Source organism: Streptomyces sp. 3N207, from assembly GCF_052246355.1.
Taxonomy (GTDB): Bacteria; Actinomycetota; Actinomycetes; order Streptomycetales; family Streptomycetaceae; genus Streptomyces.
The window spans coordinates 152,184-174,599 of sequence record NZ_JBQQBV010000015.1 but is presented as its reverse complement, the minus strand read 5'-3'; the positions used below and the strand labels follow the sequence as shown (position 1 = coordinate 174,599).

The window sequence follows — 22,416 nt, the reverse complement described above, 5'->3', positions numbered from 1 at the left end:
TGAATGCGAATCAGCAGGGCTGAGGGCTGACGGGCTGGTTCAGTTGTGCAGCGCGTCCTCCAGCAGCCGGGCCCACTGCGCCACGACCCGCTCGCGCCGCGCGCTGTCGTCGGTCAGCAGATTGGCGAGGCCGAGTCCGCGCGCCATGTCCAGCAGCCCCTGCACGGTCTCCCGGACGCCGGGCCTCCGCTCGTCGACGCCCAGCAGCTCGACCGCCATCCGGTGCGTCTCCCGTCCGATACGGGCTTCCAGCGCGGTCACCCGCGGGCCCAGCTGCGGCTCGTTGGACGCCGCGACCCAGAGCTGCAACGCGGCCCGGAAGAGCGGACCGGTGTACAGCCCGACCAGCGTCTCGACGGCAGCACGCGCACCGGCCGGCGCCGGCAGTTCGCGTAGCGCCCGCGAGCGCTCCTCCGCCACGTACTCGACCGCCGCCGTGAACAGGTCCTCGCGGGTGGGGAAATGGTGCTGCGCCGCACCCCGCGAGACACCCGCGTGCTCGGCGACCACCGTGACCGTGCTGCCCGACCAGCCGTGCTCGGCCAGGCATGTCACCGCGGACTCCAGCAGCCGCTGCCGGGTGGCCCGACTGCGGTCCTGCTTGGGCGCCGCGCCACGGGGGCTTGCGGCTCCGCCGCGGGTTACTGCCGCACCGCCCATTCGGGCTCCCGTCGTTCGAGGAAGGCCGTCATGCCCTCGCGGGCCTCGTCCGACGCGAACAGCCGCGCCGACAGTTCAGCGAGGGTACCCGTGTCGCGGTCGAACGCGGCCAGCACCTCCCGGGTGACCAGCCGCTTCGACTCCGCCAGCCCCTGCGGGGAGCCCCGTCGCAGCCCGTCGAGCACGGGAGCAAGGGCCTCGTCCGGGTCGTCGGCGGCCAGCGTCACCAGGCCGATACGGGCCGCCTCCTGCGGGCCGAACCGCTCGCCGGTGAGGTAGTAGCGCGCCATCGCGCGGGGGTCCGTGCGTGGCAGCACCGGCATGGAGACGACGGCCGGAGCCACGCCGATCCGTGCCTCCGTGAACGCGAACGTTGCCTCCGGCCCCGCGACGGAGATGTCGCAGGCCGCCAGCAGTCCGGTGCCGCCCGCGCGGACGTGCCCGGTGACCCGGGCGACTACCGGTTTGGGGAGGGCGACGATGCGGCGCAACAGTTGTGCGAAGGCCAGGGCTTGCTCGGCATGGGGGCTGCGCTTGCCCACCCTGCTCCCCCAAGCTCTTCGAGCAGGGGGTACCCCCAAGCGCAGACTGCCCAAGCGCAGTAGGGGGGACTCGGCCTCGCTCAAATCCGCACCCGCGCAGAATGTGTTGCCCGTATGCGTGAGCAACACCGCGCGTACGGAGTCGTCGTTCTCGGCACGCTCCAGCTCCGCGCACAACTCGCCGACCAGGCGCGCGGAGAGTGCGTTGCGGTTGTGCGGGGAGTCGAGGGTAAGCGTGCGGATGCCGTCCGCGGTGCCGGTGCCGAGCACTTTCTCCGGCGTGGCCATCAGTACGACTTCGGGAGGCCGAGGGACTGGTGGGAGACGTAGTTGAGGATCATCTCCCTGCTCACGGGGGCGATGCGCGCCACCCGCGACGCGGTGATCAGCGCCGCAAGCCCGTACTCGCGCGTCAGTCCGTTGCCGCCGAGCGTGTGCACCGACTGGTCGACGGCGCGTACGCAAGCCTCCGCCGCCGCGTACTTGGCCATGTTCGCGGCCTCGCCCGCGCCGATGTCGTCGCCCGCGTCGTACAGCCGTGCAGCCTTCTGCGTCATCAGCCGCGCGCACTCCACCTCGATATGTGCCTGCGCGAGCGGGTGGGCGATCGCCTGGTGCGCGCCGATCGGTTCCTTCCACACCTGCCGGGTGCGGGCGTAGTCCAGCGCTCTTTCGATTGCGTAGCGCGCCATTCCCAGTGCGAATGCCGCCGTCATGATGCGTTCCGGATTGAGCCCCGCGAAGAGTTGGAGGAGGCCCGCGTCCTCGTCGCCGACCAGCGCTTCGGGAGGGAGGCGTACCTCGTCCAGTACGAGTTCGAACTGCTTCTCCGGTGCGCTGATCTCCATGTCGATCCGGTTGCGGGAAAAGCCGTCCGCGTCCCGGGGGACGATGAACAGGCACGGTTTCAATTTCCCCGTACGGGCATCCTCCGTGCGGCCCACGATCAGCGTCGCGTCCGCGATGTCGACGCCCGAGACGAAGACCTTCCGGCCGGTCAGCAGCCACTCGCCGGTGGCCGGGTCCCGCCGGGCCGTCGTCGTGATGCGGTGCGAGTTGGAGCCGGCGTCCGGCTCCGTGATGCCGAACGCCATCTTGCGGGTGCCGTTCGCCAGTCCTGGAAGCCAGGCCCGCTTCTGCTGTTCCGTGCCGAAGCGGGCCAGCACCGTGCCACAGATCGCCGGCGAGACCACCAGCATGAGGAGGGGGCAGCCGGCTGCGCCGAGTTCCTCCAGCACGATGGAGAGTTCCTCGATGCCGGAGCCGCCGCCTCCATACCTCTCGGGGAGGTTGACTCCGAGGTAGCCGAGCTCTGCGGCTTCCATCCACAGTTCGGTTGTTTGTTTACCCTCGCTTGCTGCCTCCGCGAAATATGCGCGGCCGTACCGTTTGCCGAGGGCGGCTGCCGATGCGCGGAGTGCCGTTTGTTCGTCGGTCTCCATAAGGGCTGTCATTTCCGTCCCTTCCGATTGCCCCGGGCGGGCTGCTCTTACGTCATTGGCTTCCGCGCTTGCGGAGGCGTGCCCCCACGAGCGACGTCACCCCCTCAAGCGGTGACCACCGCAAGAAGGGTGCCCACTTCGACTTGCTGCCCCGTGGCAACGGCCAACGCCGCGACCCTCCCGTCCGTGGGGGCGACGATGCGGTGTTCCATCTTCATGGCCTCCAGCCACAAGAGCGGTTGGCCCGCGGCGACTTCGGCTCCCTCCGCGACGCCCTCCGCCAGGCGGACAACGGTGCCCGGCATGGGAGCGAGCAGCGATCCGGGGCCGGCGGTGAGATCGGGCTCCGCCAACCGTGGTTGCGCGGTGAAGCCATGGCGCCCGGCGAAGACGCGATCGCCGTAGAAAGCGACCGGGAACCGCCGCCGCACCCCTCCCACCTCCAGGAGCACACCGTCCGGCCGGGCGGCAACGACCCGCACTCCGGGATACGCGGAGAGCTCGGGAACAACACCGTCCCGACCCCAGACGTACCGCACCTCGTGCGCGCCCCCGCGCTCATCGACGTACCGGCGACTCGCAGGCTGTGCAGGCACATTGCGCCAGCCGCCCACCCGCGCTGCGACCCGTGGCCGTCGCGGCACCTCCCGTACCGCCTCGGCCAGCGCGGCGGCCAGCGCCGCGTAGCCGGCATCCTCCGGCGACCCGGCGGGGTCGGGGGCGGTCAGCTCCGGGAGGTTCCGCTCGTAGAACCCGGTGTCCAAGCGCGCCCCGCAGAAATCGGGGTGGCGCAACGACCGCACCAGCAGGTCCCGATTGGTGACCGGCCCATGCACGGTCGCCAGTTCGAGGGCGCGGGCCAGCTTCCGGACCGCACCGCCCCGGGTCGGCGCCCAGGCGACAACCTTGGCGAGCATCGGGTCGTAGTGGACCCCGATCTCGCTGCCGTCGGCGACACCGGCGTCCACCCTGACGTCGCCGGGTACGTCGAGCCGCCACAGCAACCCCGCCTGCGGCTGCCAGTCACGCGCCGGATCCTCCGCGTACAGGCGGGCCTCCACGGCGTGGCCGCTCGCGGGCGGCGGGCCACTGGAGGGCAGCGGGGCGCCCTCGGCTGTCGAGATCTGGTACGCGACCAGATCCACGCCATAGACGCACTCGGTCACCGGGTGCTCGACCTGGAGTCGGGTGTTCATCTCCAGGAAGAAGGGCCGGCCCTCGGCCGTGACGAGGAACTCGACGGTGCCCGCGCCCTCGTAGTCGACGGCACGGGCCGCCGCCACGGCGGCGTCCTCCAGCGTGCGCAGCACCTCGCCGCTCAGCCCCGGCGCGGGGGCCTCCTCGATCACTTTCTGGTGGCGCCGCTGGAGGGAGCAGTCCCGGGTGCCCAGCGCCCATACGGCACCATGCGCATCCGCCAGCACCTGCACCTCGACATGCCGACCGCGCTCGATGTACGGCTCGACGAACACCTCGCCGTCCCCGAAGGCGGAGGCAGCCTCCGCACGCGCTGCGGCCAGTTCGCCGTCCAGCGCGGCGAGTTCGCGTACCACCCGCATGCCGCGACCGCCGCCGCCCGCCGCGGCCTTGACCAGGACGGGCAGGTCGGTCTCGCGGATCTCCCCCGGGTCCAGGGGCGCCAGGAGCGGCACCCCGGCCTCGTCCAGCAGCTTTTTGGCGGCTGTTTTGGACGCCATGGCGTCGATCGCGGCGGGCGGCGGGCCGATCCACACCAGCCCGGCGTTCTGGACGGCGCGGGCGAAGCCGGCGTTCTCGGAGAGGAATCCGTAGCCGGGGTGTACGGCGTCGGCACCGGCCGCGAGGGCAGCGTCGACGACGAGGTCGCCGCGCAGATAGGTGTCGCCGGGTGCGCTGCCCGGCAGCCGTACGGCAGCGTCGGCTTCGCGGACGTGCGGCGCTTCGGCGTCCGCGTCGGAGTGCACGGCGACGGTGGCGATGCCCAGTTCGCGGCAGGTGCGGAAGACGCGCCGGGCGATCTCGCCACGGTTGGCGACCAGGATGGAACGGATCATTGGGTGCTCCCTCTCCGGCTGTACGCGGATCACATCCGGAAGACGCCGAAACCGCCGCGGGCACCGGTCACCGGCGCGGTGTGGACGGCGGACAGACAGATACCGAGAACGGTGCGGGTGTCGCGCGGGTCGATGACGCCGTCGTCGTAGAGCCGTCCCGAGAGGAACATCGGCAGCGACTCGCTCTCGATCTGCTGCTCGACCATGGCCCGCAGCCCGGCGTCCGCCTCCTCGTCGAACGGCTTGCCCTTGGCGGCTGCCGACTCGCGCATGACTATGGAGAGCACGCCCGCGAGCTGCTGCGGTCCCATGACGGCGGACTTGGCGCTCGGCCAGGCGAACAGGAACCGGGGCTCGTAGGCGCGTCCGCACATCCCGTAGTGGCCTGCGCCGTAGCTGGCGCCCAGCAGTACCGACAGATGCGGCACCTTCGAGTTGGAGACCGCGTTGATCATCATCGAGCCGTGTTTGACGATGCCGCCCTGCTCGTACTCCTTGCCGACCATGTAGCCGGTGGTGTTGTGCAGGAAGAGGAGGGGGATGTCGCGCTGGTTGGCGAGCTGGATGAACTGGGTGGCCTTCTGCGACTCCTCGCTGAAGAGCACCCCCTGCGCGTTGGCGAGGATGCCGACGGGGTAGCCGTGCAGCCGCGCCCACCCGGTCACCAGGCTGGTCCCGTACAGCGCCTTGAACTCGTCGAAGTCCGAGGCGTCCACGATCCGGGCGATCACCTCGCGCGGGTCGAACGGCACCTTCAGCTCGCCGGGGACGACGCCGAGCAGTTCTTCGGGGTCGTACAGCGGCTCCCGTACGGTGGCCGGGTCCGGGTCGGGATGGGCCTTGCGCCAGTTGAGGCGGGCGATGACGCGGCGGGCCTGGCGCAGTGCGTCGGGTTCGTCCAGCGCGTAGTGGTCGGCGAGGCCGGAGGTGCGGGCGTGCATGTCGGCGCCGCCCAGCTCCTCGTCGTCGGCTTCCTCGCCGGTGGCCATCTTCACCAGGGGCGGCCCGCCGAGGAACACCTTGGCGCGCTCCTTGACCATGATCACGTGGTCCGACATGCCGGGTATGTACGCGCCGCCGGCCGTGGAGTTGCCGAACACCACGGCGACGGTCGGGATACCTGCTTGCGAGAGCCGGGTGAGGTCCCGGAAGAGGGCGCCGCCCGGGATGAAGATCTCCTTCTGGCTGGGCAGATCGGCGCCGCCGCTCTCCACCAGGCTGATGCAGGGCAGCCGGTTGGCGTACGCGATCTCGTTGGCCCGCAGCGCCTTCTGCAACGTCCACGGGTTGCTGGCACCGCCGCGTACGGTGGGATCGTTCGCGGTGATCAGGCACTCGACGCCCTCGACGACACCGATCCCGGTCACCAGCGAAGCGCCGATGGTGTAGTCGCTGCCCCACGCGGCGAGCGGGGACAGCTCCAGGAACGGTGTGTCCGGGTCCAGGAGGAGTTCGATCCGCTCGCGGGCCGGCAGCTTGCCTCGCTCCCGGTGCCGCGCGAGGTATTTCTCGCCGCCGCCCGCGAGAGCCTTGGCCTGCTCGGCGTCCAGCTCTTCGAGCTTGCCGAGCATGGCGGTGCGGTGGTCTGCGTACTCCGGAGCTTGCACGTCGAGGGCGCTCTTGAGGGCGCTCATGGGAGGAACACCTCCGGTATGTCGAGGTGGCGCGCGCGCAGCCACTCGCCGAGCGCCTTGGCCTGGGGGTCGAACCGGTGCTGCGACGCCACGCCTTCGCCGAGGATGCCGTCGATCACGAAGTTGAGGGCGGCGAGGTTGGGGAGTTCGTGCCGGGTGACGTCGAATTCCCGGGTTTCCGGGAGGAGTTCGCGCACCTTGGTGACTGTGAGGGTGTCGCGCAGCCAGCTGTAGATGTCGGGGTCGGCGTCGCGGGCCCAGACGCCGATGTTGGCGCTCCCGCCCTTGTCCCCGCTCCGCGCCCCGGCGACGAGACCGAGAGGGGCACGCTGAACGGGGGACGACGCGGGCCGCGGCGCAGGCCCTCCCTCCGCATCGGCCCGCTGCTCCTCGCCCGCCCGCCCCGCGAGGGGCTCACCGGCGGGGAAGGCCACATCCACCCGCGTACCGTCCGGCAGCACCGCCACATGCGGCACCGCCTCAGCGCGTACGTACGCCGCCCCGAACACCCCGTACGGTGCCCCCCGAGCCGGTGGTGCCGTCACATGGAAGCCCGGGTAGCTCGCGAGGGCCAGCTCGACGGCGGGGCCGGAGACGGCGCGGCCCACCACGCTCTCGTCGGCGTCCCGCACCACCAGCCGCAGCAGAGCGCTCGACTCCTCCTGGACGTCCGCATCCAGGCGATCCGTACGGATGAGGCTCCAGCTCACCTCCCGCGGACGCCGTGCCCCGGGCCGCGAGAAGGCGGCCTCCAACTGCTCTTGGACCAAGGCTGCCTTGGCCTCCAGGTCGAGCCCGGTCAGCACAAAGGTGACCTCGTTGCGGAAGCCGCCGAGCCGGGTGAGGCCCACCTTGAGGGTGCCGGGCCGGGGCTCCCCCCGGACCCCCTCGATACGGACCCGGTCGGGGCCCGCCTGGCTGAGCCGCACGGAATCCAGCCGAGCCGTCACATCGGGGCCCACATAGCGCGGCCCGGCGGTCTCGTAGAGGAGCTGCGCCGTGACGGTGCCGACAGTCACCGCGCCGCCGGTCCCCGGGTGTTTCGTCACCACCGACGAACCGTCCGCGGCGAGCTCCGCCAGCGGGAACCCGGGGTGGCGCACGTCGATGCCGTCACGTACGAAGAAGGCGTAGTTGCCGCCCGTGGCCTGTGTCCCGCACTCCAGCACATGCCCGGCGACAACGGCCCCGGCGAGCCGGTCCCAGTCGTCGTCCGCCCAGCCGAAGTGCGCGGCGGCACACCCGCTGACCAGCGCGGCGTCGGCCACCCGCCCGGTGACGACCACATCGGCACCGGCGCGCAGGCACGCCGCGATCCCGGCGCCGCCCAGATACGCGTTGGCGGTCAGCACCCCCTCGCCCCAGTCCTGGCCACCGAGCAGCTCGTCACCCTCGACATGTGCGACCCGCGCGGGCACGCCGACCCGCTCGCTCAACTCCCGTACGGCGTCTGCGAGCCCGGCCGGATTGAGGCCGCCCGCGTTGGTGACGAGGGTGACGCCGTGCTCGCGGGCCAGCCCCAGCCCTTCCTCCAGCTGCCGCAGGAACGTCCTGGCGTAGCCGCGCGCGGGGTCCTTCAGCCGGTCGCGGCCGAGGATGAGCAGGGTGAGCTCGGCGAGATAGTCGCCGGTCAGTACGTCCAGCGGGCCGCCGGTCAGCATCTCGGTGAGCGCGGCGAAGCGGTCGCCGTAGAAGCCGGAGGCGTTGCCGATCCGCAACGGCTGGACCGACGCGCTCACTCATCCCCCTCCGGTGCCGGGGCACCCCTGCGTTCCCGTCCGCCGCCCGGCGGCCCCGCGAACGCCTGCGCGATGCCCAACCACCGCTCGGCTTCGGCACCTTCGGCCCGTACGCGCGCGTCGTCGCGATGCAGGCGTTGGGTCACCAGACGGCAGAAGTCGAGGGCGTCACCGGTCACACGCTGGGACGCGTCCCGGGGGCCATGCACCCACACGTCACCACCTGGACCGGTTACCTCCACCCGAAAAGGTTCGGCGGGCGGCTCCAGCCCGCGCACTGCGTACGCGAAGTCCCGGGCGCGCACCCCGATCCGTACGACATGCCGCAACCGGTCCGTCGGCTCCCGTGCGACCCCGAGACCTTCGGCGATGTCCGTGCCGTGCGCCCAGGTCTCCATGATCCGCGCCGTCGCCATGCTCGCCGCGCTCATCGACGTCCCGTACCAGGGCAGCCGGACGCCCGGCGTGAGCCCGGCCAGCGCTTCCTCCAGCGCCGCGCGCCCGGTCCGCCAGCGCTCCAGCATCTCGCCCTGCGGCAGCCGCGCCCCCTCCTCGGCACCGTCGTCGATGAAGCTCGCCCCAGGGGCGCGGGCCAGAAATTCCTCGGCTTCCCGGCGGAACGCCTCCGGGTCGCTCGCGGCGAGCAGCGCCCGCTGGTCCGTCCAGGCCAGGTGGGCGATCTGATGCGCAACCGTCCACCCGGCCGCGGGCGTGGCCGCGGCCCAGGCCATGGGCGGCAACCCGGCAACCAGACCGTCCAGCTCCGCGCTCTCGGCCCGCAGATCCGCCAGCACCTCGCCGAGCACATCCTGCGATGCGGTCACGATCCGACCCGCCCTTCCCGTGTTCGGTCCCGTGCTCGCCCAACCACCGTGCGTGGCACCGAGACTGACAGCCTCGGCAAAAACAAGCAAGCGTGCTTGCATTACTTCCTGCCCGGCCGGGGAGCAGGGATCATGGCCGTATGAGCAGACTTGGGGATTCGAAGGCGTTGCAGGCGCTGGCCGAGGGGCACCATGCCCGTGTCGTGCGGCCGTTGGGCAGTTCAGAAATCGCCGATCACTCGGTGAAGGCGTACGCGATCGAGGCGCCGGGGCGGTCGGTGACGGAGCAGGACGCGCGGACCGCACTGCGGATCGCGGGGGACCATCTGGCATCGGCGCAGCTGCGCGGGTCTCTGGGACTTTCCGTTGTGCTGACACATGCCGGCGGGGACGGTGACTACGTGCTGGTGCACACCTGGATCGAGGGCTACATGTCCGACCTCGCGGTGTTCACCGGGCCCGCCGGGGAGCCTGACCAGCTGCGGCCCGGCCGGTCGGGGCTCGCCCCGTGCGTGTGGGAGGCGGCGGTGCTGGCCCACGAGCGGGACGCGTTCAGCCGGCATGTACTGGACGGCACGGGGCCCCTCGCATCGCGGCTGGCCGCATGGCGCGGGGATGCGCTCGAAGGAGAGGTCCGGTAGCCGGGGCCCAGGTCGCGTGCGGCTCGCTGCGGTGTTCCGGTAGGAGGTGCCCCTGCCGGACGCTTGCGGGCTGCGGGTGTTCCCCCAAGCTCTTCGAGCAGGGAGGAGGTACCCCCATGGCTAGTCGCGCCGTTCCCCGCGCCCCTTACGGGGCGCGTCGGCGCTCTCCAACAGGGCCTTGGCGCCGCGGATCTCGCGTTCCATGTCGGGCCGCAGGCTGCGGCGGAGGACCGGCTCGGCCAGGTGGCGGAGGGGCGGGGCGAAGCCCATCTCGATCGTCCGTACCACCCGCGTGGTGTCGTCGTCCTCCGACGTGCAGACGAAGCTCGCCGCGAAGGTGGACACGCGCCGCACAAGGCGGTTGTGCGGCGCGGGCGCATAGCGGACGTGGACGGCCTCCCCCGGGGTGAGCCGCATCCGCGAGACGACCTTCGGCGCCGGGCCCGGAAGGCCCGGCAGCCGCGAACGGAACTTGAACTCGGTGACGTTCTCCTGGTGCCGCACCCAGTCGATACGCCCCAGCTTGGCGTCGACCCGGGCGTACCGCTCCGGGTCCATCACCAGGGCCAGGAACGCGTCGGGGGTGCACCGTACGGTCTGCTCCACAGTCACTCGGATCATAGGCCGCTCCTACCCAGCCCTTCCGCCAGTACCTCCGCCAGGTGCCGGCTCTGGTAGCCGCCCAGCTGGTCCATCTGGGTGCGGCAGGAGTAGCCGTCCGCGAGGATCTCCGTGCCGGGTTCGGCAGCGCGCAGGGCCGGCAGCAGCTGGTCCTCGGCGCAGGCGGCGGAGACCTCGTAATGGCCCTTCTCGAAGCCGAAGTTGCCGGCCAGCCCGCAGCAGCCGCCGCTGAGGGTGCCGGTGAGGCCCGCCCGGTCACGCAGCCGGCGCTCGGCGGCGTCGCCGATGACGGCGTGCTGGTGACAGTGGGTCTGCCCGGCGACCGGGCGGTCGATACGGGGCGGCTCCCAGTCGGGGGCCTGCTCTTCCAGGGTCTGCGCGAAGGTGCGGACGGCCTTGGCGAGCCGCGCCGCGCGAGGGTCGTCGCTCAGCAACTCGGGGACGTCCGTCTGGAGCGCCGCGGCGCACGGCGGCTCCAGTACGGCGACGGGCAGGCCCGCGTCCAGCGCGGGCTCCATCACATCGAGAGTGCGGCGCATCACCGTACGGGCCCGGTCGAGCTGGCCCGTGGAGACGTAGGTGAGACCGCAGCACACCTGCTTCGGCGGCACGACGGGACGCAGACCCGCATCCTGGAAGACCTGGACCGCCGCCGAACCGGCTTCCGGGGAGAGGTAGTTGGTGAAGGTGTCCGGCCACAGGACCACCGGCTTGCCGTCGGCGGCGGAGCGGCCCGGCTGCTTGCGCCACCAGTGGGTGAACGGGGTACGGGGCAGCGCCGGAATGTCCCGTTCGGGGGCCAGCCCGCCCAGCCGCTTGGCGAGCGCGGCCAGCGGGGGCACCTTGGCGCCTGCGTTCAGCAGCGGCACCGTGCGGGTGGCGGCGGCCAGCCGCAGCCAGCGCGGCAGCCAGCCCATCGAGTAGTGGGCCATCGGGCGGCGCTTGCCCGGGTGCTCGGCATCGCCCTTGTAATAGCGGTGCATAAACTCCGCCTTGTAGGTGGCCATGTCCACCCCGACCGGGCAGTCGCTGCGGCAGCCCTTGCACGACAGACACAGATCGAGGGCGTCGTGCACCTCCTCGGACTGCCAGCCGTCGGTGACGACTTCCCCGGCGAGCATCTCGTGCAGCAGCCGGGCGCGCCCGCGCGTGGAGTGCTTCTCCTCGCCGGTGGCGCGGAAGGACGGGCACATGACGCTCGCCCCGGCCGTCTCGTTGCGGCACTTGGCGACACCCACGCAGCGGCGTACCGCGGCGGAGAAGTCACCGCCGTCGTGCGGGTAGCCGAACTCCACGTCGACCGGTTTGCGCGGCAGCGGCGCGAAGCGCAGGTTGGCGTCCAGCGGGTCGGGCCGTACGAGCACACCGGGGTTGAGGCCCTCGGCCGGGTCCCACAGGTCCTTGAACCGGCCGAAGAGGCCGACCATTTCCTCGCCGTACATCCGCGTCAGCAGCTCGGCGCGGGCCAGGCCGTCACCGTGCTCGCCGGAGAGGGAGCCGCCGTGCGCGACGACGACATCGGCGAGCGCCACGGAGAAGTCCCGGAACTTCGCGATCCCCGCCTCGCCCAGCAGGTCGAAGTCGATCCGTACGTGGATGCAGCCGTCCCCGAAGTGCCCGTACGGGAGCCCGCGCAGCCCGTACTCGCGCAGCAGCTTGCGGAAGTCCCGCAGATAGGCGCCGAGCCGCGGCGGGGGGACGGCGCAGTCCTCCCAGCCGGGCCACGCCTCCGCTCCGTCCGGCATCCGCGTCGCCGTGCCGGAGGCGTCCTCGCGGACCCGCCACAGGGCGCGCTGCCCGGCCGGTTCGGTGACCAGCGCGTGGTCGGTGGTGCCCTCGCGGGCGGCCCGGCACAGCTTCTCGGCGTTGGCCCTGGCCTGCGCCGCGTCGTCGCCGCCGACCTCCACGAACAGCCAGGCGCCGCCCTTGGGGAGGGAGGCTCGCGCGGCGTCGCCGACCAGGTCGTTGGCCATGCCTTCGACGGTCAGCGGTTGGTGTGGGAGCAGCCCGGCCGCCGCCTCGGCCGCCGCGGACTCGTCCGCGTATCCGAGTACGGCCAGCACCCGGGCGCCCGGCGTGGGCACCAGCTTGACGGTGGCGCGGGTGAGCACGCCCAGGGTGCCCTCACTGCCGGTGAAGGCGCGGGCCCAGTCCTCGCCCTTCTCGGGGAGGAGCTCGTCCAGGGCGTAGCCGGAGATCCTGCGGGGCAGTTCGGGGAACCCGGTGCGCAGCCGGGCCAGTTCGCCCTGCACGAGGGAGGCGACGCCGGTACGCAGCCGCTCGGGGACGCCTTCGCCGCCCCGCCCGAGCCGGGCCCGCTCCCCGCCGTAGGTGAGGACTTCCAGCTCGTGCACATTGTCGGCGGTGGTGCCCCAGGCGACCGAGTGGGAGCCGCAGGAGTTGTTGCCGATCATCCCGCCGAGCGTGCAGCGGGCATGGGTGGAGGGGTCGGGCCCGAAGGTGAGCCCGTGGGCACCGGCGGCGTTGCGCAGGTCGTCCAGGATGACGCCGGGGCGTACGACGGCGGTGCGGCTGTCGGGGTCCAGATGCTCGATGGTGCGCTGGTGCCGGGTGAAGTCCAGCACCACACCGAGCCCGGTGGCCTGCCCGGCGATGGAGGTCCCGGCCCCGCGCGCCACCACGGGGACGCCCCGCTCACGGCAGACGGCCAGCACGGCCGCCACATCGTCGTCGTCCTTGGGTGCCACCACGCCCAGCGGCACCCGCCGGTAGTTGGAGGCGTCCATCGTCATCAGTGCTCTGTCCTGGGCGCCGAACTCCACCTCGCCGCCGCGCACCGCTGCGCGCAGTGCCCGTTCCAGCTCCCGTGCGACCGGTGCGTCTGCCTTACGTGCGTCTCCCATGCGCACAGCGTGCACGCTCACCCGGGCTGTCCGCTGCCCCTGCGCGATCATTCGTGTCTGTGGTCCGCATCACCCCGCCGATCGGCCGCCCAACGCCCGCCTATCGGCTGCCGAAATGCGTCCTACCTGCGGAGAGTCCCCTCACGCGGCACTTCACTCCGCGTACGGGTCCAGCGCCGTGAGCGTCTCCAGCAGCCGGGGTGGCGCGGCCTGCTGCCAGGAGTCGACCACGATGTCCCGCAGCTCCGTCATGTCCTCCAGCGCCACCAGCCGCGCCCGCACCCAGTTCGAGCCCGCCTCGTGCGGCGGCACCCAGAACTTCTCCGGCTCGGCGGCGATCAGCTCCCCGCGTTCGAGACGCGGGCAGCGCACCGCGAACGAGGACTCGTCGTCCGGCATGGTGAGGAACATCTTCCCGGCCACCCGGAAGGTCGGCATGGACCACGCCTCCACCTCCTTGGTCTCGGGGAGAGCGAGGGCGAGGCGCCGTACGTCGTCGGGACCGGGTCTGCGACGTGCTGTCATACGCCCAGCTTAGGAGCCCTTACCGACACTCTCCTTGTCCACCGTTCGTCTCATGCGCTGGACAGCGGCAGGAACGCGCGCGACGGCGGCACTAGGCTGACCCCGTGGCTGATCTCCAGATTCCCGCTGACCTCAAGCCCGCCGACGGTCGTTTCGGCTCGGGCCCCAGCAAGGTGCGTCCGGAGGCGCTCAGCGCCCTGGCTGCGACCGGTACCTCTCTCATGGGCACCTCCCACCGGCAGGCGCCCGTCAAAAACCTGGTCGGAAAGGTGCGCGAAGGCGTACGGAGCCTCTTCTCGCTGCCCGAGGGGTACGAGGTCGTACTCGGCAACGGCGGCTCCACCGCTTTCTGGGACGTGGCGACCCACGGCCTGATCGAGAACAGGTCACAGCACCTGTCGTTCGGCGAGTTCTCCTCCAAGTTCGCCAAGGCCGCCGCGCAGGCGCCGTGGCTCGGCGAGCCCAGCGTCATCAAGAGCGACCCGGGCACCCACCCCGAGGCGCGCGGCGAGCAGGGCGTCGACGTGTACGCGCTGACCCACAACGAGACCTCGACCGGTGTCGCCATGCCGCTGCGGCGCGTGCCGGGCTCCGACGACGGGGCACTCGTCCTGGTGGACGCCACCTCCGGCGCCGGCGGGCTGCCGGTCGACATCGCCGAGACGGACGTCTACTACTTCGCGCCGCAGAAGTCCTTCGCCGCGGACGGCGGGCTGTGGATCGCGGTCTTCTCCCCCGCGGCGATCGAGCGCGCGGAGCGGATCGCCGCCTCGGACCGGCACATCCCGGCGTTCTTCGACCTGCAGACGGCGATCGACAACTCGCGCAAGAACCAGACGTACAACACCCCGGCGCTGGCCACGCTCTTCCTGCTCGACGACCAGCTGGAGTGGCTCAACGGGCAGGGCGGTCTGGAGTGGGCCGTCTCCCGTACCGCCGACTCCTCCTCCCGGCTCTACGGCTGGGCGGAGAAGGCGTCCTACGCGACCCCGTTCGTCACCGACCCGGGGCAGCGCTCGCAGGTCGTGGGCACCATCGACTTCGCCGACGGCGTGGACGCTGCCGCTGTGGCCAAGGTGCTGCGGGCGAACGGTGTCGTGGACACCGAGCCCTATCGCAAGCTGGGCCGCAATCAGTTGCGGGTCGCGATGTTCCCGGCTGTCGAGCCGGCCGATGTGGAGGCGCTGACCTCTTGCATCGACTGGGTGATCGAGCGCCTCTGAGCTGTGCCGGGCACCCCCTCTCCGCTGTGCTGGAGAGGGGGTGCCCCTGTTTGCCGTCCGCAGGCCGCAGGTGTGTTGTGGTTGTGGGGGCACCTCCCGGCCGGAGGCTGGGGGAGCAGTTCCCCGCGCCCCTTCGGGGCGCCACCTCAGCTGCTGAGGTTCTGGAACCGGCGTACGGCCAGCGGCAGGAAGATGGCCGTGAGCGCCAGCGGCCACACGACCGCCATCAGCTCCGAGTGCTCCTCGATCCAGCTGCCGCCGGTGGGCAGCGGGTTGCCGTACAGCTCGCGTACCGCGTTCGCGGTGGCCGAGACGGGGTTCCACATGGCGACGGCGCCCAGCCAGTCCGGCATCGCCGAGGGCGGGGTGAAGACGCTGGAGACCATGCCGAAGGGGAAGGCGACGGCGAACAGGTTGCCCGCCGACTCCTGGTTCTTGGCGAGCAGGCCGAGCAGCACGCCGATCCAGATGAGCGCGAAGCGCAGCAGGAGCAGCAGCACGAACGCCCAGAGCGTGTTGAGCAGGCTGCCGTCCGAACGCCAGCCGATGACCAGGGCGATCGCCGCCATCACGGCGAGGTCGAGCGCCGCGTGCAGTACGTCGGAGACACCGCGCCCGGTCACCACCGCTGAGGGCGCCATCGGCATGGAACGGAAGCGGTCGGTGACGCCGCGCTCCTTGTCCACGACGACGGCCATCGCCGTGTTCATGAAGCCGAACGCCATGGTCATGGCGAACATCCCAGGCATCGCGTAGTCCTTGTAGTCCACCCCCTTGCCGACGTCCATCGCACTGCCGAAGACATAGACGAACAGCAGCACGGACACGATGGGGAAGCCGAGCTGCCAGGCGATGATGGACGGCTGTTTCACCAGGTGGGTCAGGTCGCGGCGGACGATCGTCCAGCAGTCGGCGACCGCCCAGTACAGCCGCCGCCCTTCGCCCTGCCGCTCCGCGGTCTGCTGCTCTGCGATCTGCACGGCGCTCATACGGTGACCTCCTGGTGCTCCGCGCTCTCCTGCTGCTCGGTGCGATTGCCGGTCAGGGCCAGGAAGACCTCGTCCAGCGTGGGGCGGCGCAGGCCGATGTCGGCCACCACCACGCCCTCGTCCTGGAGGCGCCGCGCCACCTCGGTGAGGGCCGGAACCCCCGCGGAGACGGGTGCGTGGACGCGGAGTTCGGCGGTGTCGGTCTCCGGCTCGGCTCCCTCCGCGACCCGGGCCACGGCGGCCATGACGGCGGGCAGGTCGCGGGCCTCGGCGGCGACGACCTCGATCCGGTCGCCGCCGATCGCCCGCTTGAGCCCGGCCGGGGTGTCCTCGGTGACGTTGCGGCCCCGGTCGATGACGGCGATCCGGTCGGAGAGCTTGTCCGCCTCGTCCAGGTAGTGCGTCGTCAGTACGACGGTGGTGCCCTGTTCGGTCAGTCCGCGCACCGCGTCCCACACCTCGCTGCGGCCACGGGGGTCGAGCCCGGTGGTCGGCTCGTCCAGGAAGAGCACCTCGGGCGCCAGGATCATGCTGGAGGCCAGATCGAGCCGGCGCCGCATACCGCCGCTGAAGTCCTGCGGCTGTTTGTCGGCCGCCTCGGTGAGCCCGAACTGGTCGAGCAGTTCGGCTGCCCTGCGCCGGGCGCGGGCCGCGCCCAGGTGGAACAGTCGGCCGAACATCTCCAGGTTCTGCCGCGCCGTGATGATCTGGTCCACCGCGGCGTGCTGCCCGGTGAGACCGATCCTCCGGCGCACCGCGCGCGGATGGCGGCTCACGTCGTACCCGCCGACGGTGGCGCGGCCCCCGTCGAGCCGGATGAGGGTGGTCAGGGCGCGTACGGCGGTGGTCTTCCCCGCGCCGTTCGGGCCCAGCAGCCCGAAGACGGTGCCGCGGGGCACGGCCAGATCGAGACCGTCGAGCGCGTGCTTGTCGCCGTAGGTCTTACGGAGCCCCTCGGCGACGACGGAGTACGGCAAGTCGGTGGTCGCCGGGTCCGGTGCGGACATACATCCCCTCCTTGAATCTGGGTACGCTGTACCCAGATGAAAAAGCGTACAGCCTACGCAGAGGAGTGCAAGGGGGTTTCCTAGGATGGCCACACCATGACGACCAAGCACCCCGCGGACCGCGGCGACCAGGAAAGTCACGGCGACGACGGCCACGCCCGGCTGGTCCGCAGCCTCGACCTGCTGTGGGGCCGCACCGGGCGGGACCGCCCCGCGCGCGGCCCCAAGCCCGGCCTGACGCTGACGCAGATCGTGACCACCGCCGTCGAACTCGCCGACCGCGAGGGGCTGACCGCCCTGTCCATGCGCCGGGTCGCCACCGAACTGGGCGTCGGCACCATGTCGCTGTACCGCTATGTGCCCGGCAAGGACGAACTGGTGGCCCTGATGTTCGATCATGTGCAGGGCTCACCGGACGAGTCGGAGGAGTCGGAGGAGTGGCACTCCAAGGGGTGGCGGGAGAGGCTGGAGCTGATCGCCGAACAGTCCTGGGAGCTCTACACAGCGCACACCTGGCTCCTCCAGATCAACCAGGCCCGCCCCGTCCTCGGCCCCAACTCGATGGCCGACTTCGACTTCGCCCTGGCCGCACTCGACGGACTGCCGCTCAGCGGCCAGGAGAAAGTCAACGTCTTCGTCGCCCTCGACAATCTCGTACTGGGCTCTGCCCGCTCGCATGTGCTGCACCAACAGGCAGCACAGCAGACCGGGGTCAGCGACGAGGAGTTCTGGCGTACACAAGAGCCGTACCTGGTGCGCGCCATGGAAGAACAGGGCTACACCAGGATCGCGTCACTTGACGACGACGCGTTCGCCGCAGCCGCCGCCGACACCCTGCGCTTCGCCGTACGAGCCCTCCTGGACGGCTTCCAACGCCTCATCGACCAGCGCGGACCGGCGTCCTGACGCCCGGCCCACGAACCTCGCGGGTGCGTCGCGAGCCAGGCGGCTGCTCAACCGGGCAGGAACGTGCCGCTCTGCCGGGCAGAGCCTGGGAGATCAGGGTGACGGCTCGTCGGCAGGCCGGGCCAAGCTGTTCACCGAGGTCGTGAGCGGGTCGAGGTCGTGAGCGGGTGTCGAGGTCGTGAGCGGGTCGAGGTCGTCCGGGGGCAAGGTGCCGGACAGGGTGCCGCAAACGTCACCGCCTTGGGGAGTGACGCTCCATAAGGGTTGGCCGGGCGGGGTGTGGCGCTGGACCGGCTCACAGGTAGAGCTGGCGCTTGCAGTCCTGGCAGCGGGTCTTGCCATGCCGCTTCTCGATCCGCCAGTGCTCGCACGCACGCGCCCTGGGTACGGCCACGTCGCCGCTGTCCCGTGCGCGGGTCTGGGCCCGCACCATGCGGTCGAGCTCCGCGACGCACGGACCGCACCCGTATACGTCGCCGATCGCGCCAGGAGTCCGCACGGAACCGACCCACAGCACGCGGGCGGCCTCACGTCGGCAGTACAACCAACACGCGCCGGTCAGCCACTGGTTACCGTCATCGGGTTGAGCGGCCAGTGGCCACGCCTCGCGCCATGGGCGGTCGACGGCCAGGATGAACGGGGCTGCTGCTGCGCGCCCCGCCGTACTCACCGCGCCGCACCCTTCTCGATGACAGCCGCCAGGTCGCGCGCCACGGGCGCGGAGCAGTCGCCGAGCCGGACGAGGGCGTATCCGGTGTCGTCCGTACGCGTCTGAGGGCGAACATCCATCACCGGCAGCTGGATTCCCGCGTGCCGCAGCGCCACCCGTAGGACCTCTCGCGCCCTTTCGGCCTCCCGCACTTTCCTCACCGATCGCCCTTTCTCCGCCATACCGGCCACTCCGAACGCCCCCTTTGTGCATACTCGTTGCGCGGGTCGCTACGCGCTGTGCATCAACCATCACCATCATTGCCGGGCGCGTCCGCCGGACACGACTCGGCGCTGTCACCAATTACCCGCCGTTGACAGCGGGTTGCTTCACGGAAAGAGGTCCGACGGATGGAGTTGAACAGCGAAGACGGCAAGCTCACCCCACGCCTTCGCCTTGGCAGGCGGCTACGGCGGCTCCGTGAACGCAGGGGCTTGTCACTCCGGCAACTGTCCGAGCGAGTGGGCGGCTTCTCACACAGCTACCTGGGCCGTGTGGAACTGGGGGAGCAACTCCCCTCCGAGGCGCTGGTCGAGGCGCTGGACGAGTTCTTCGATACGGACGGAGTGCTCGCGGAACTGCTGGAGTTGGCGCATGACAGGTTGATTCCGGACTACATCCGGACCGTCTTCAGCAAGGAAACACAGGCCGAACGCATCCAAGTTTGCACCAGCAGTATTGTCCCCGGACTTCTACAGACTCCGGATTACGCGCGAGAGCTGTTCCGGAGAGCCCAGCCGGGCGCAACCGAGGAACGGCTGGACGATCTTGTCGCCGTCCGCATGAGGCGACAACGAATCCTGGAGCGGGAGGAACCGCCCTACTATTGGGCAATCCTGGATGAGGCGGCGCTCAAGCGCCCAATCGGGGGCCCGCCCTGCATGGTTGCACAGCTCAACCATTTGTTGGAGGTCGCTGCCCGTCCGAGGGTAACCATGCAGGTCCTTCCCTTCGACAAGGGGGCACACCCCGTGCTCGGCGGGAGCCTTACCTTGCACACCTTGCCCGATGGAGCAAGCGTTGCTGCAATCGAAAGCTTCCGCTCCGGCGAACTAGTAGAGTCCCCGAAAAAGGTTCTTGGGCTGGCCCAACCGTTTGACGTGGCCCGCTCTATGGCCCTCACAGAGGATGAATCACTCGATCTGATCCGCACTTACCGGAAAGAGTACGAAGTTGAAGACGATTCCTGATGCATCGACTCTGCCCGTGTGGCGCAAATCCAGCTACAGCGACAACGGGGACGGCGCTTGCATCGAGGTGTCGGACAACTACCCCACCGGCATCCCCGTCCGCGACTCCAAAAACCCCCACGGCCCCGCCATCATCTTCGACGCAGCCGCCTGGGCCTCCTTCGTAGGGGCCGCCAAGCGCGGAGGCTTCTCCACCTGGCGCAAGTCCAGTTGACAGTGCGCGGCGGCCCCGGCTCTTCCCCTTCCGGGGAGAGAAGCCGGGGCCGCCGCGCCCCCTGCTGAGCGGGCTCACCCCCGTCAGCCCGCTCAGCGGTTGATGAAGACGTAGTCGGCCCGGTACGGCACGGCCACCTTCCGCTGCTTCATCGGGTCGCAGGTACCCGAAGGCGCGACACCTCCTTCGGTGTTGAGGCGCAGAATCTCCGCCGTCCGCGAGAGTTTGCCGCCGTGCTTGCCGACCTGCTTGGCCGCCAGGTCCAGTTCGGGGATGTTCTTCTTGCCGTTCGGGGTCTTGGAGAGGAGCTTGCCTGTCACGGCCGAGCCGTCGAGCGCCAGCCACGCGGGCGGGCCCTCCGGACCGGGCTTGGCGAAGAAGTGGGCGATACGTCCCTCCAGTAGAGCCCGCACATTGTTCTGCGTGAACGCGTATGTGCCGTCGTCCTGCTTGGTGCAGGTGTAGATCTGCGAGCCCTTGATCACGGAGGACCGCGAACTGCTCAGCATCCGGTTCATGTCGGCTTTCGTGGTCAGCTTGTGCACCTGGCCGCGCACGGCGCCGCCGGGGAACTCACCGGTATGCAGGTTGAAGTAGAAGCCGTTCGGGTCGCTGCGCAGCGCGTCGAGGAGGTACGTGTCCTTGACCGTGACCTTGCCGGTCACGGTCGTACGGCCCTCCTCGGCCTTCTTCGCGAAGAGCGGGATCTTGATGTCGCCGTTCTTCCCCTTGACGCCCTGGTGGATGTGCGCGGCCGTGGGTGTCGCGATTCCCCGGAAGCTGAAGGCGAAGGAGACCTTGGTGTCCTTGATCCGCATCAGCGCGAGCGCCTTGCCGTCCTTGTCGCCGACGGCGGGACCGCCTGCCGCAGGCACCTCGTTGGCGCCGTTGAGGCTGCCCGCGAAGAACGTGGCCCCGGCACTGCTCATGTCCGAGCCGTGGAGCGTACCGAGCCCGCCCGCAGGTTTGGCGCCGTGCGCGCTGTGTGCGGCGTATCCGCTGCCGTGGTCCGCGCTCTTCCGGTCGTCCTTCCGGTCGCCGTTCCCGCCGTCACCGCCGTTGTCCGGCAGAACGGTCAGGCCCACCCCGGCCGCCGCGGCGACGGCGGTGACGGACAGAGCGAAGGCGATGGTGCCGTGGCGGTTCTTCATGGCTGTCTCCCCGTGATCGGCGGGCCGGTGCCCCCGCACCGGCTCTCGTCGGGTGGTACGAGGCAGCCGCGGCGAGCACTCAACAGGGAGATGAGCGCCTTCTCACACGAGTTCCGTTGAACGCGCGGGCCTCTGCATCCGTATCGCGCCCGAGGAGACGAGGAAACAACGTCCGACCGCAGCAGCCCTCGACCGGAGGTACTCCGTGCGCAACGATGCCGTTGTGACCACCGACAGCACCTCGCCGGACGACGCCCTCATGAGGGCGCTCTACGAGGAACACGCGGGCCCGCTGCTGGCCTTCGTACTGCGCCTCGTGGCGGGCGACAGACACCGCGCCGAGGACGTCGTCCAGGAGACGCTGCTGCGCGCCTGGCGCAACTCCGAGCAGCTCGGCCGTGCGACGGGATCGGTGCGTCCCTGGCTGGTCACGGTCGCGCGGCGCATCGTGATCGACGGGCACCGGGGGCGCCGGGCCAGACCCCACGAGGTGGACGCGGCGCTGTTGGAGGAGTTGCCCGCGCCCGACGAGATCGACCGCGCGCTGCGCACGATGACGATCTCCGACGCGATGACCGATCTGAGCGCCTCGCACCGGGAGGCACTGATCGAGACGTACTTCAAGGGACGGACGGTGAACGAGGCGGCGGAGGTTTTGCGTATACCACCAGGAACGGTCCGATCCCGCGTGTACTACGCGCTGCGTTCGCTGAAGCTCTCGCTGGAAGAAAGGGGGGTGACGCCGTGACCACGCAGAACTCACCCGGCTCCGCAGCCGAGCCCGCTCAGCACACCGACGTGGGCGCCTACGCGCTCGGTGTCCTCGACGCCGACGAGGCACGGCAGTTCGAGGAGCACCTCGCCGGGTGCGACCGGTGCGCCGTCGAACTGGAATCCATGACGGCGCTCACCCCACTCCTCGCCGAGCACGCGCGGGAGGGCGGCACGCCCCTCGAACCGGAGGGACCGCGCCCCGAGATGCTGGAGCGGCTCCTCGCCGCCACCGCGGCCGAGACCGCCGCCGAGCGCCGCAAGCGCGGTACGCGCCGGCTGTGGCTGGTCGCCGCCGTGTTCGTGCTGATCATCGGAGGGCCGCTGGCCACCCTCGCGGTGAGCGGCGACGACAGCGAGCCCGAGCATGTCGCGAGCCCGGCCCGTCAGATGTACGAACATGGGGAGAAGATCGGCACGGTCGACGCAAAGACGAAGGCCCAGGCCGCCGTCTCGCTGGAGAAGAAGCCCTGGGGCACCCACGTCGCGCTCAAGCTGGGGCACATACGCGGACCGCTGGAGTGCGAGCTGATCGCGGTCGGCGAGGACGGCACGAAGCAGACCGTCACCACCTGGTCCGTACCGAAACACGGCTACGGCATCAAGGGCTCGCGGTGGGCCGAGCCGCTCTACACCCACGGAGGCGCGGCGTTCTCCCGCTCCGCTCTCGCCCGCTTCGAGATCCGCACCCTCGACGGCCGCCATCTGGCCTCGATCGATGTCTGACCGCG

General features: G+C 70.7%; 22 protein-coding genes. 7 read left to right on the top strand and 15 right to left on the bottom strand.

Annotation, left to right across the window (positions count from 1 at the left end; genetic code table 11):
• Positions 1-39: 39 nt before the first annotated feature.
• The 7 genes from ACTWP9_RS23600 to ACTWP9_RS23570 all read right to left on the bottom strand — a co-directional run bounded on the left by ACTWP9_RS23600 (position 40) and on the right by ACTWP9_RS23570 (position 8,874).
• Positions 40-660: a TetR/AcrR family transcriptional regulator gene (locus ACTWP9_RS23600; RefSeq protein WP_443248239.1), complete on the bottom strand. Its 621-nt coding sequence runs from the start codon at positions 658-660 to the stop codon at positions 40-42.
• A complete protein-coding gene (locus ACTWP9_RS23595) occupies positions 642-1,490 on the bottom strand; it encodes an enoyl-CoA hydratase family protein (protein WP_443248238.1) in 849 nt (282 codons plus the stop codon). The genes ACTWP9_RS23600 and ACTWP9_RS23595 overlap by 19 nt, the downstream gene beginning before the upstream one ends.
• Positions 1,490-2,656, bottom strand: coding sequence for an acyl-CoA dehydrogenase family protein (locus ACTWP9_RS23590; protein ID WP_443248237.1), 1,167 nt, complete (start codon positions 2,654-2,656; stop codon positions 1,490-1,492). The genes ACTWP9_RS23595 and ACTWP9_RS23590 overlap by 1 nt, the downstream gene beginning before the upstream one ends.
• A 92-nt stretch (positions 2,657-2,748) precedes the next feature.
• Entirely contained in the window at positions 2,749-4,677 is a 1,929-nt protein-coding gene (locus ACTWP9_RS23585; protein ID WP_443248236.1) for an acetyl/propionyl/methylcrotonyl-CoA carboxylase subunit alpha, read from the bottom strand.
• 29 nt (positions 4,678-4,706) lie between these two features.
• Positions 4,707-6,311 (bottom strand): acyl-CoA carboxylase subunit beta, encoded by a 1,605-nt coding sequence (locus ACTWP9_RS23580; protein WP_443248235.1) that lies wholly within the window; start codon positions 6,309-6,311, stop codon positions 4,707-4,709.
• The gene (locus ACTWP9_RS23575) at positions 6,308-7,972 is read right to left on the bottom strand and encodes an acyclic terpene utilization AtuA family protein (RefSeq protein ID WP_443248259.1); all 1,665 of its coding nucleotides are present in this window, start codon (positions 7,970-7,972) and stop codon (positions 6,308-6,310) included. Before ACTWP9_RS23575 ends, ACTWP9_RS23580 begins: the two co-directional genes overlap by 4 nt.
• A gap of 74 nt (positions 7,973-8,046) precedes the next feature.
• Positions 8,047-8,874 (bottom strand): TIGR03084 family metal-binding protein, encoded by an 828-nt coding sequence (locus tag ACTWP9_RS23570; protein ID WP_443248234.1) that lies wholly within the window; start codon positions 8,872-8,874, stop codon positions 8,047-8,049.
• Between the two features lie 140 nt (positions 8,875-9,014).
• On the opposite strand from ACTWP9_RS23570, the gene ACTWP9_RS23565 reads away from it, so the two are divergent.
• Positions 9,015-9,515 carry a hypothetical protein gene (locus ACTWP9_RS23565; RefSeq protein WP_443248233.1) on the top strand — a complete coding sequence of 167 codons (501 nt, stop codon included), beginning with the start codon at positions 9,015-9,017 and terminating at the stop codon, positions 9,513-9,515.
• Positions 9,516-9,635: 120 nt separating this feature from the next.
• On the opposite strand, the gene ACTWP9_RS23560 is transcribed toward ACTWP9_RS23565, so the two are convergent.
• From ACTWP9_RS23560 to ACTWP9_RS23550, 3 genes are all read right to left on the bottom strand, one after another.
• Positions 9,636-10,136 carry an SRPBCC family protein gene (locus tag ACTWP9_RS23560; protein WP_443248232.1) on the bottom strand — a complete coding sequence of 167 codons (501 nt, stop codon included), beginning with the start codon at positions 10,134-10,136 and terminating at the stop codon, positions 9,636-9,638.
• Positions 10,133-13,000: an FAD-binding and (Fe-S)-binding domain-containing protein gene (locus ACTWP9_RS23555; RefSeq protein ID WP_443248231.1), complete on the bottom strand. Its 2,868-nt coding sequence runs from the start codon at positions 12,998-13,000 to the stop codon at positions 10,133-10,135. Before ACTWP9_RS23555 ends, ACTWP9_RS23560 begins: the two co-directional genes overlap by 4 nt.
• A gap of 153 nt (positions 13,001-13,153) precedes the next feature.
• A complete protein-coding gene (locus ACTWP9_RS23550) occupies positions 13,154-13,525 on the bottom strand; it encodes an MmcQ/YjbR family DNA-binding protein (RefSeq protein ID WP_443248230.1) in 372 nt (123 codons plus the stop codon).
• 104 nt (positions 13,526-13,629) lie between these two features.
• Here ACTWP9_RS23550 and serC point away from each other — a divergent pair, with 104 nt between their 5' ends.
• A complete protein-coding gene (gene serC, locus ACTWP9_RS23545) occupies positions 13,630-14,748 on the top strand; it encodes a phosphoserine transaminase (protein ID WP_443248229.1) in 1,119 nt (372 codons plus the stop codon).
• Between the two features lie 146 nt (positions 14,749-14,894).
• On the opposite strand, the gene ACTWP9_RS23540 is transcribed toward serC, so the two are convergent.
• Together ACTWP9_RS23540 and ACTWP9_RS23535 are read right to left on the bottom strand one after the other, a co-directional pair.
• A complete protein-coding gene (locus ACTWP9_RS23540; protein WP_443248228.1) occupies positions 14,895-15,737 on the bottom strand; it encodes an ABC transporter permease in 843 nt (280 codons plus the stop codon).
• Positions 15,734-16,744 carry an ATP-binding cassette domain-containing protein gene (locus tag ACTWP9_RS23535; RefSeq protein WP_443248227.1) on the bottom strand — a complete coding sequence of 337 codons (1,011 nt, stop codon included), beginning with the start codon at positions 16,742-16,744 and terminating at the stop codon, positions 15,734-15,736. The genes ACTWP9_RS23540 and ACTWP9_RS23535 overlap by 4 nt, the downstream gene beginning before the upstream one ends.
• Before the next feature lie 96 nt (positions 16,745-16,840).
• Between ACTWP9_RS23535 and ACTWP9_RS23530 the strand changes: the two genes are divergently transcribed.
• Positions 16,841-17,650, top strand: a complete 810-nt coding sequence (locus tag ACTWP9_RS23530) for a TetR/AcrR family transcriptional regulator (RefSeq protein WP_443248226.1) — start codon at positions 16,841-16,843, stop codon at positions 17,648-17,650.
• A 295-nt stretch (positions 17,651-17,945) separates the two neighbouring features.
• Here ACTWP9_RS23530 and ACTWP9_RS23525 read toward each other — a convergent pair whose 3' ends face one another.
• Positions 17,946-18,320, bottom strand: a complete 375-nt coding sequence (locus ACTWP9_RS23525; RefSeq protein ID WP_443248225.1) for a hypothetical protein — start codon at positions 18,318-18,320, stop codon at positions 17,946-17,948.
• Entirely contained in the window at positions 18,317-18,439 is a 123-nt protein-coding gene (locus ACTWP9_RS23520; protein ID WP_443248224.1) for a hypothetical protein, read from the bottom strand. Before ACTWP9_RS23520 ends, ACTWP9_RS23525 begins: the two co-directional genes overlap by 4 nt.
• A 270-nt stretch (positions 18,440-18,709) precedes the next feature.
• Between ACTWP9_RS23520 and ACTWP9_RS23515 the strand changes: the two genes are divergently transcribed.
• Together ACTWP9_RS23515 and ACTWP9_RS23510 are read left to right on the top strand one after the other, a co-directional pair.
• Positions 18,710-19,549 carry a DUF5753 domain-containing protein gene (locus ACTWP9_RS23515; RefSeq protein ID WP_443248223.1) on the top strand — a complete coding sequence of 280 codons (840 nt, stop codon included), beginning with the start codon at positions 18,710-18,712 and terminating at the stop codon, positions 19,547-19,549.
• Between the two features lie 16 nt (positions 19,550-19,565).
• Positions 19,566-19,763, top strand: coding sequence for a DUF397 domain-containing protein (locus tag ACTWP9_RS23510; RefSeq protein ID WP_443248222.1), 198 nt, complete (start codon positions 19,566-19,568; stop codon positions 19,761-19,763).
• A 92-nt stretch (positions 19,764-19,855) separates the two neighbouring features.
• Here ACTWP9_RS23510 and ACTWP9_RS23505 read toward each other — a convergent pair whose 3' ends face one another.
• Entirely contained in the window at positions 19,856-20,914 is a 1,059-nt protein-coding gene (locus ACTWP9_RS23505) for a CHRD domain-containing protein (protein WP_443248221.1), read from the bottom strand.
• A 205-nt stretch (positions 20,915-21,119) separates the two neighbouring features.
• Between ACTWP9_RS23505 and ACTWP9_RS23500 the strand changes: the two genes are divergently transcribed.
• Together ACTWP9_RS23500 and ACTWP9_RS23495 are read left to right on the top strand one after the other, a co-directional pair.
• Positions 21,120-21,662 carry a sigma-70 family RNA polymerase sigma factor gene (locus tag ACTWP9_RS23500; RefSeq protein WP_443248220.1) on the top strand — a complete coding sequence of 181 codons (543 nt, stop codon included), beginning with the start codon at positions 21,120-21,122 and terminating at the stop codon, positions 21,660-21,662.
• Positions 21,659-22,411, top strand: coding sequence for an anti-sigma factor family protein (locus ACTWP9_RS23495; RefSeq protein WP_443248219.1), 753 nt, complete (start codon positions 21,659-21,661; stop codon positions 22,409-22,411). Before ACTWP9_RS23500 ends, ACTWP9_RS23495 begins: the two co-directional genes overlap by 4 nt.
• Positions 22,412-22,416: the final 5 nt, after the last annotated feature.

What these genes read in the sequence shown, in the direction of transcription:
- ACTWP9_RS23600 (WP_443248239.1), bottom strand. Translation starts at nt 660, where the DNA reads ATGGGCGGTGCGGCAGTAACCCGCGGCGGAGCCGCAAGCCCCCGTGGC.
- ACTWP9_RS23540 (WP_443248228.1), bottom strand. Translation starts at nt 15,737, where the DNA reads ATGAGCGCCGTGCAGATCGCAGAGCAGCAGACCGCGGAGCGGCAGGGC.
- ACTWP9_RS23560 (WP_443248232.1), bottom strand. Translation starts at nt 10,136, where the DNA reads ATGATCCGAGTGACTGTGGAGCAGACCGTACGGTGCACCCCCGACGCG.
- ACTWP9_RS23565 (WP_443248233.1), top strand. Translation starts at nt 9,015, where the DNA reads ATGAGCAGACTTGGGGATTCGAAGGCGTTGCAGGCGCTGGCCGAGGGG.
- ACTWP9_RS23580 (WP_443248235.1), bottom strand. Translation starts at nt 6,311, where the DNA reads ATGAGCGCCCTCAAGAGCGCCCTCGACGTGCAAGCTCCGGAGTACGCA.
- ACTWP9_RS23590 (WP_443248237.1), bottom strand. Translation starts at nt 2,656, where the DNA reads ATGACAGCCCTTATGGAGACCGACGAACAAACGGCACTCCGCGCATCG.
- ACTWP9_RS23515 (WP_443248223.1), top strand. Translation starts at nt 18,710, where the DNA reads ATGGAGTTGAACAGCGAAGACGGCAAGCTCACCCCACGCCTTCGCCTT.
- ACTWP9_RS23595 (WP_443248238.1), bottom strand. Translation starts at nt 1,490, where the DNA reads ATGGCCACGCCGGAGAAAGTGCTCGGCACCGGCACCGCGGACGGCATC.
- ACTWP9_RS23585 (WP_443248236.1), bottom strand. Translation starts at nt 4,677, where the DNA reads ATGATCCGTTCCATCCTGGTCGCCAACCGTGGCGAGATCGCCCGGCGC.
- ACTWP9_RS23575 (WP_443248259.1), bottom strand. Translation starts at nt 7,972, where the DNA reads ATGCTGACCGGCGGCCCGCTGGACGTACTGACCGGCGACTATCTCGCC.
- ACTWP9_RS23550 (WP_443248230.1), bottom strand. Translation starts at nt 13,525, where the DNA reads ATGACAGCACGTCGCAGACCCGGTCCCGACGACGTACGGCGCCTCGCC.
- ACTWP9_RS23535 (WP_443248227.1), bottom strand. Translation starts at nt 16,744, where the DNA reads ATGTCCGCACCGGACCCGGCGACCACCGACTTGCCGTACTCCGTCGTC.
- ACTWP9_RS23520 (WP_443248224.1), bottom strand. Translation starts at nt 18,439, where the DNA reads ATGGATGTTCGCCCTCAGACGCGTACGGACGACACCGGATACGCCCTC.
- ACTWP9_RS23530 (WP_443248226.1), top strand. Translation starts at nt 16,841, where the DNA reads ATGACGACCAAGCACCCCGCGGACCGCGGCGACCAGGAAAGTCACGGC.
- ACTWP9_RS23505 (WP_443248221.1), bottom strand. Translation starts at nt 20,914, where the DNA reads ATGAAGAACCGCCACGGCACCATCGCCTTCGCTCTGTCCGTCACCGCC.
- ACTWP9_RS23555 (WP_443248231.1), bottom strand. Translation starts at nt 13,000, where the DNA reads ATGGGAGACGCACGTAAGGCAGACGCACCGGTCGCACGGGAGCTGGAA.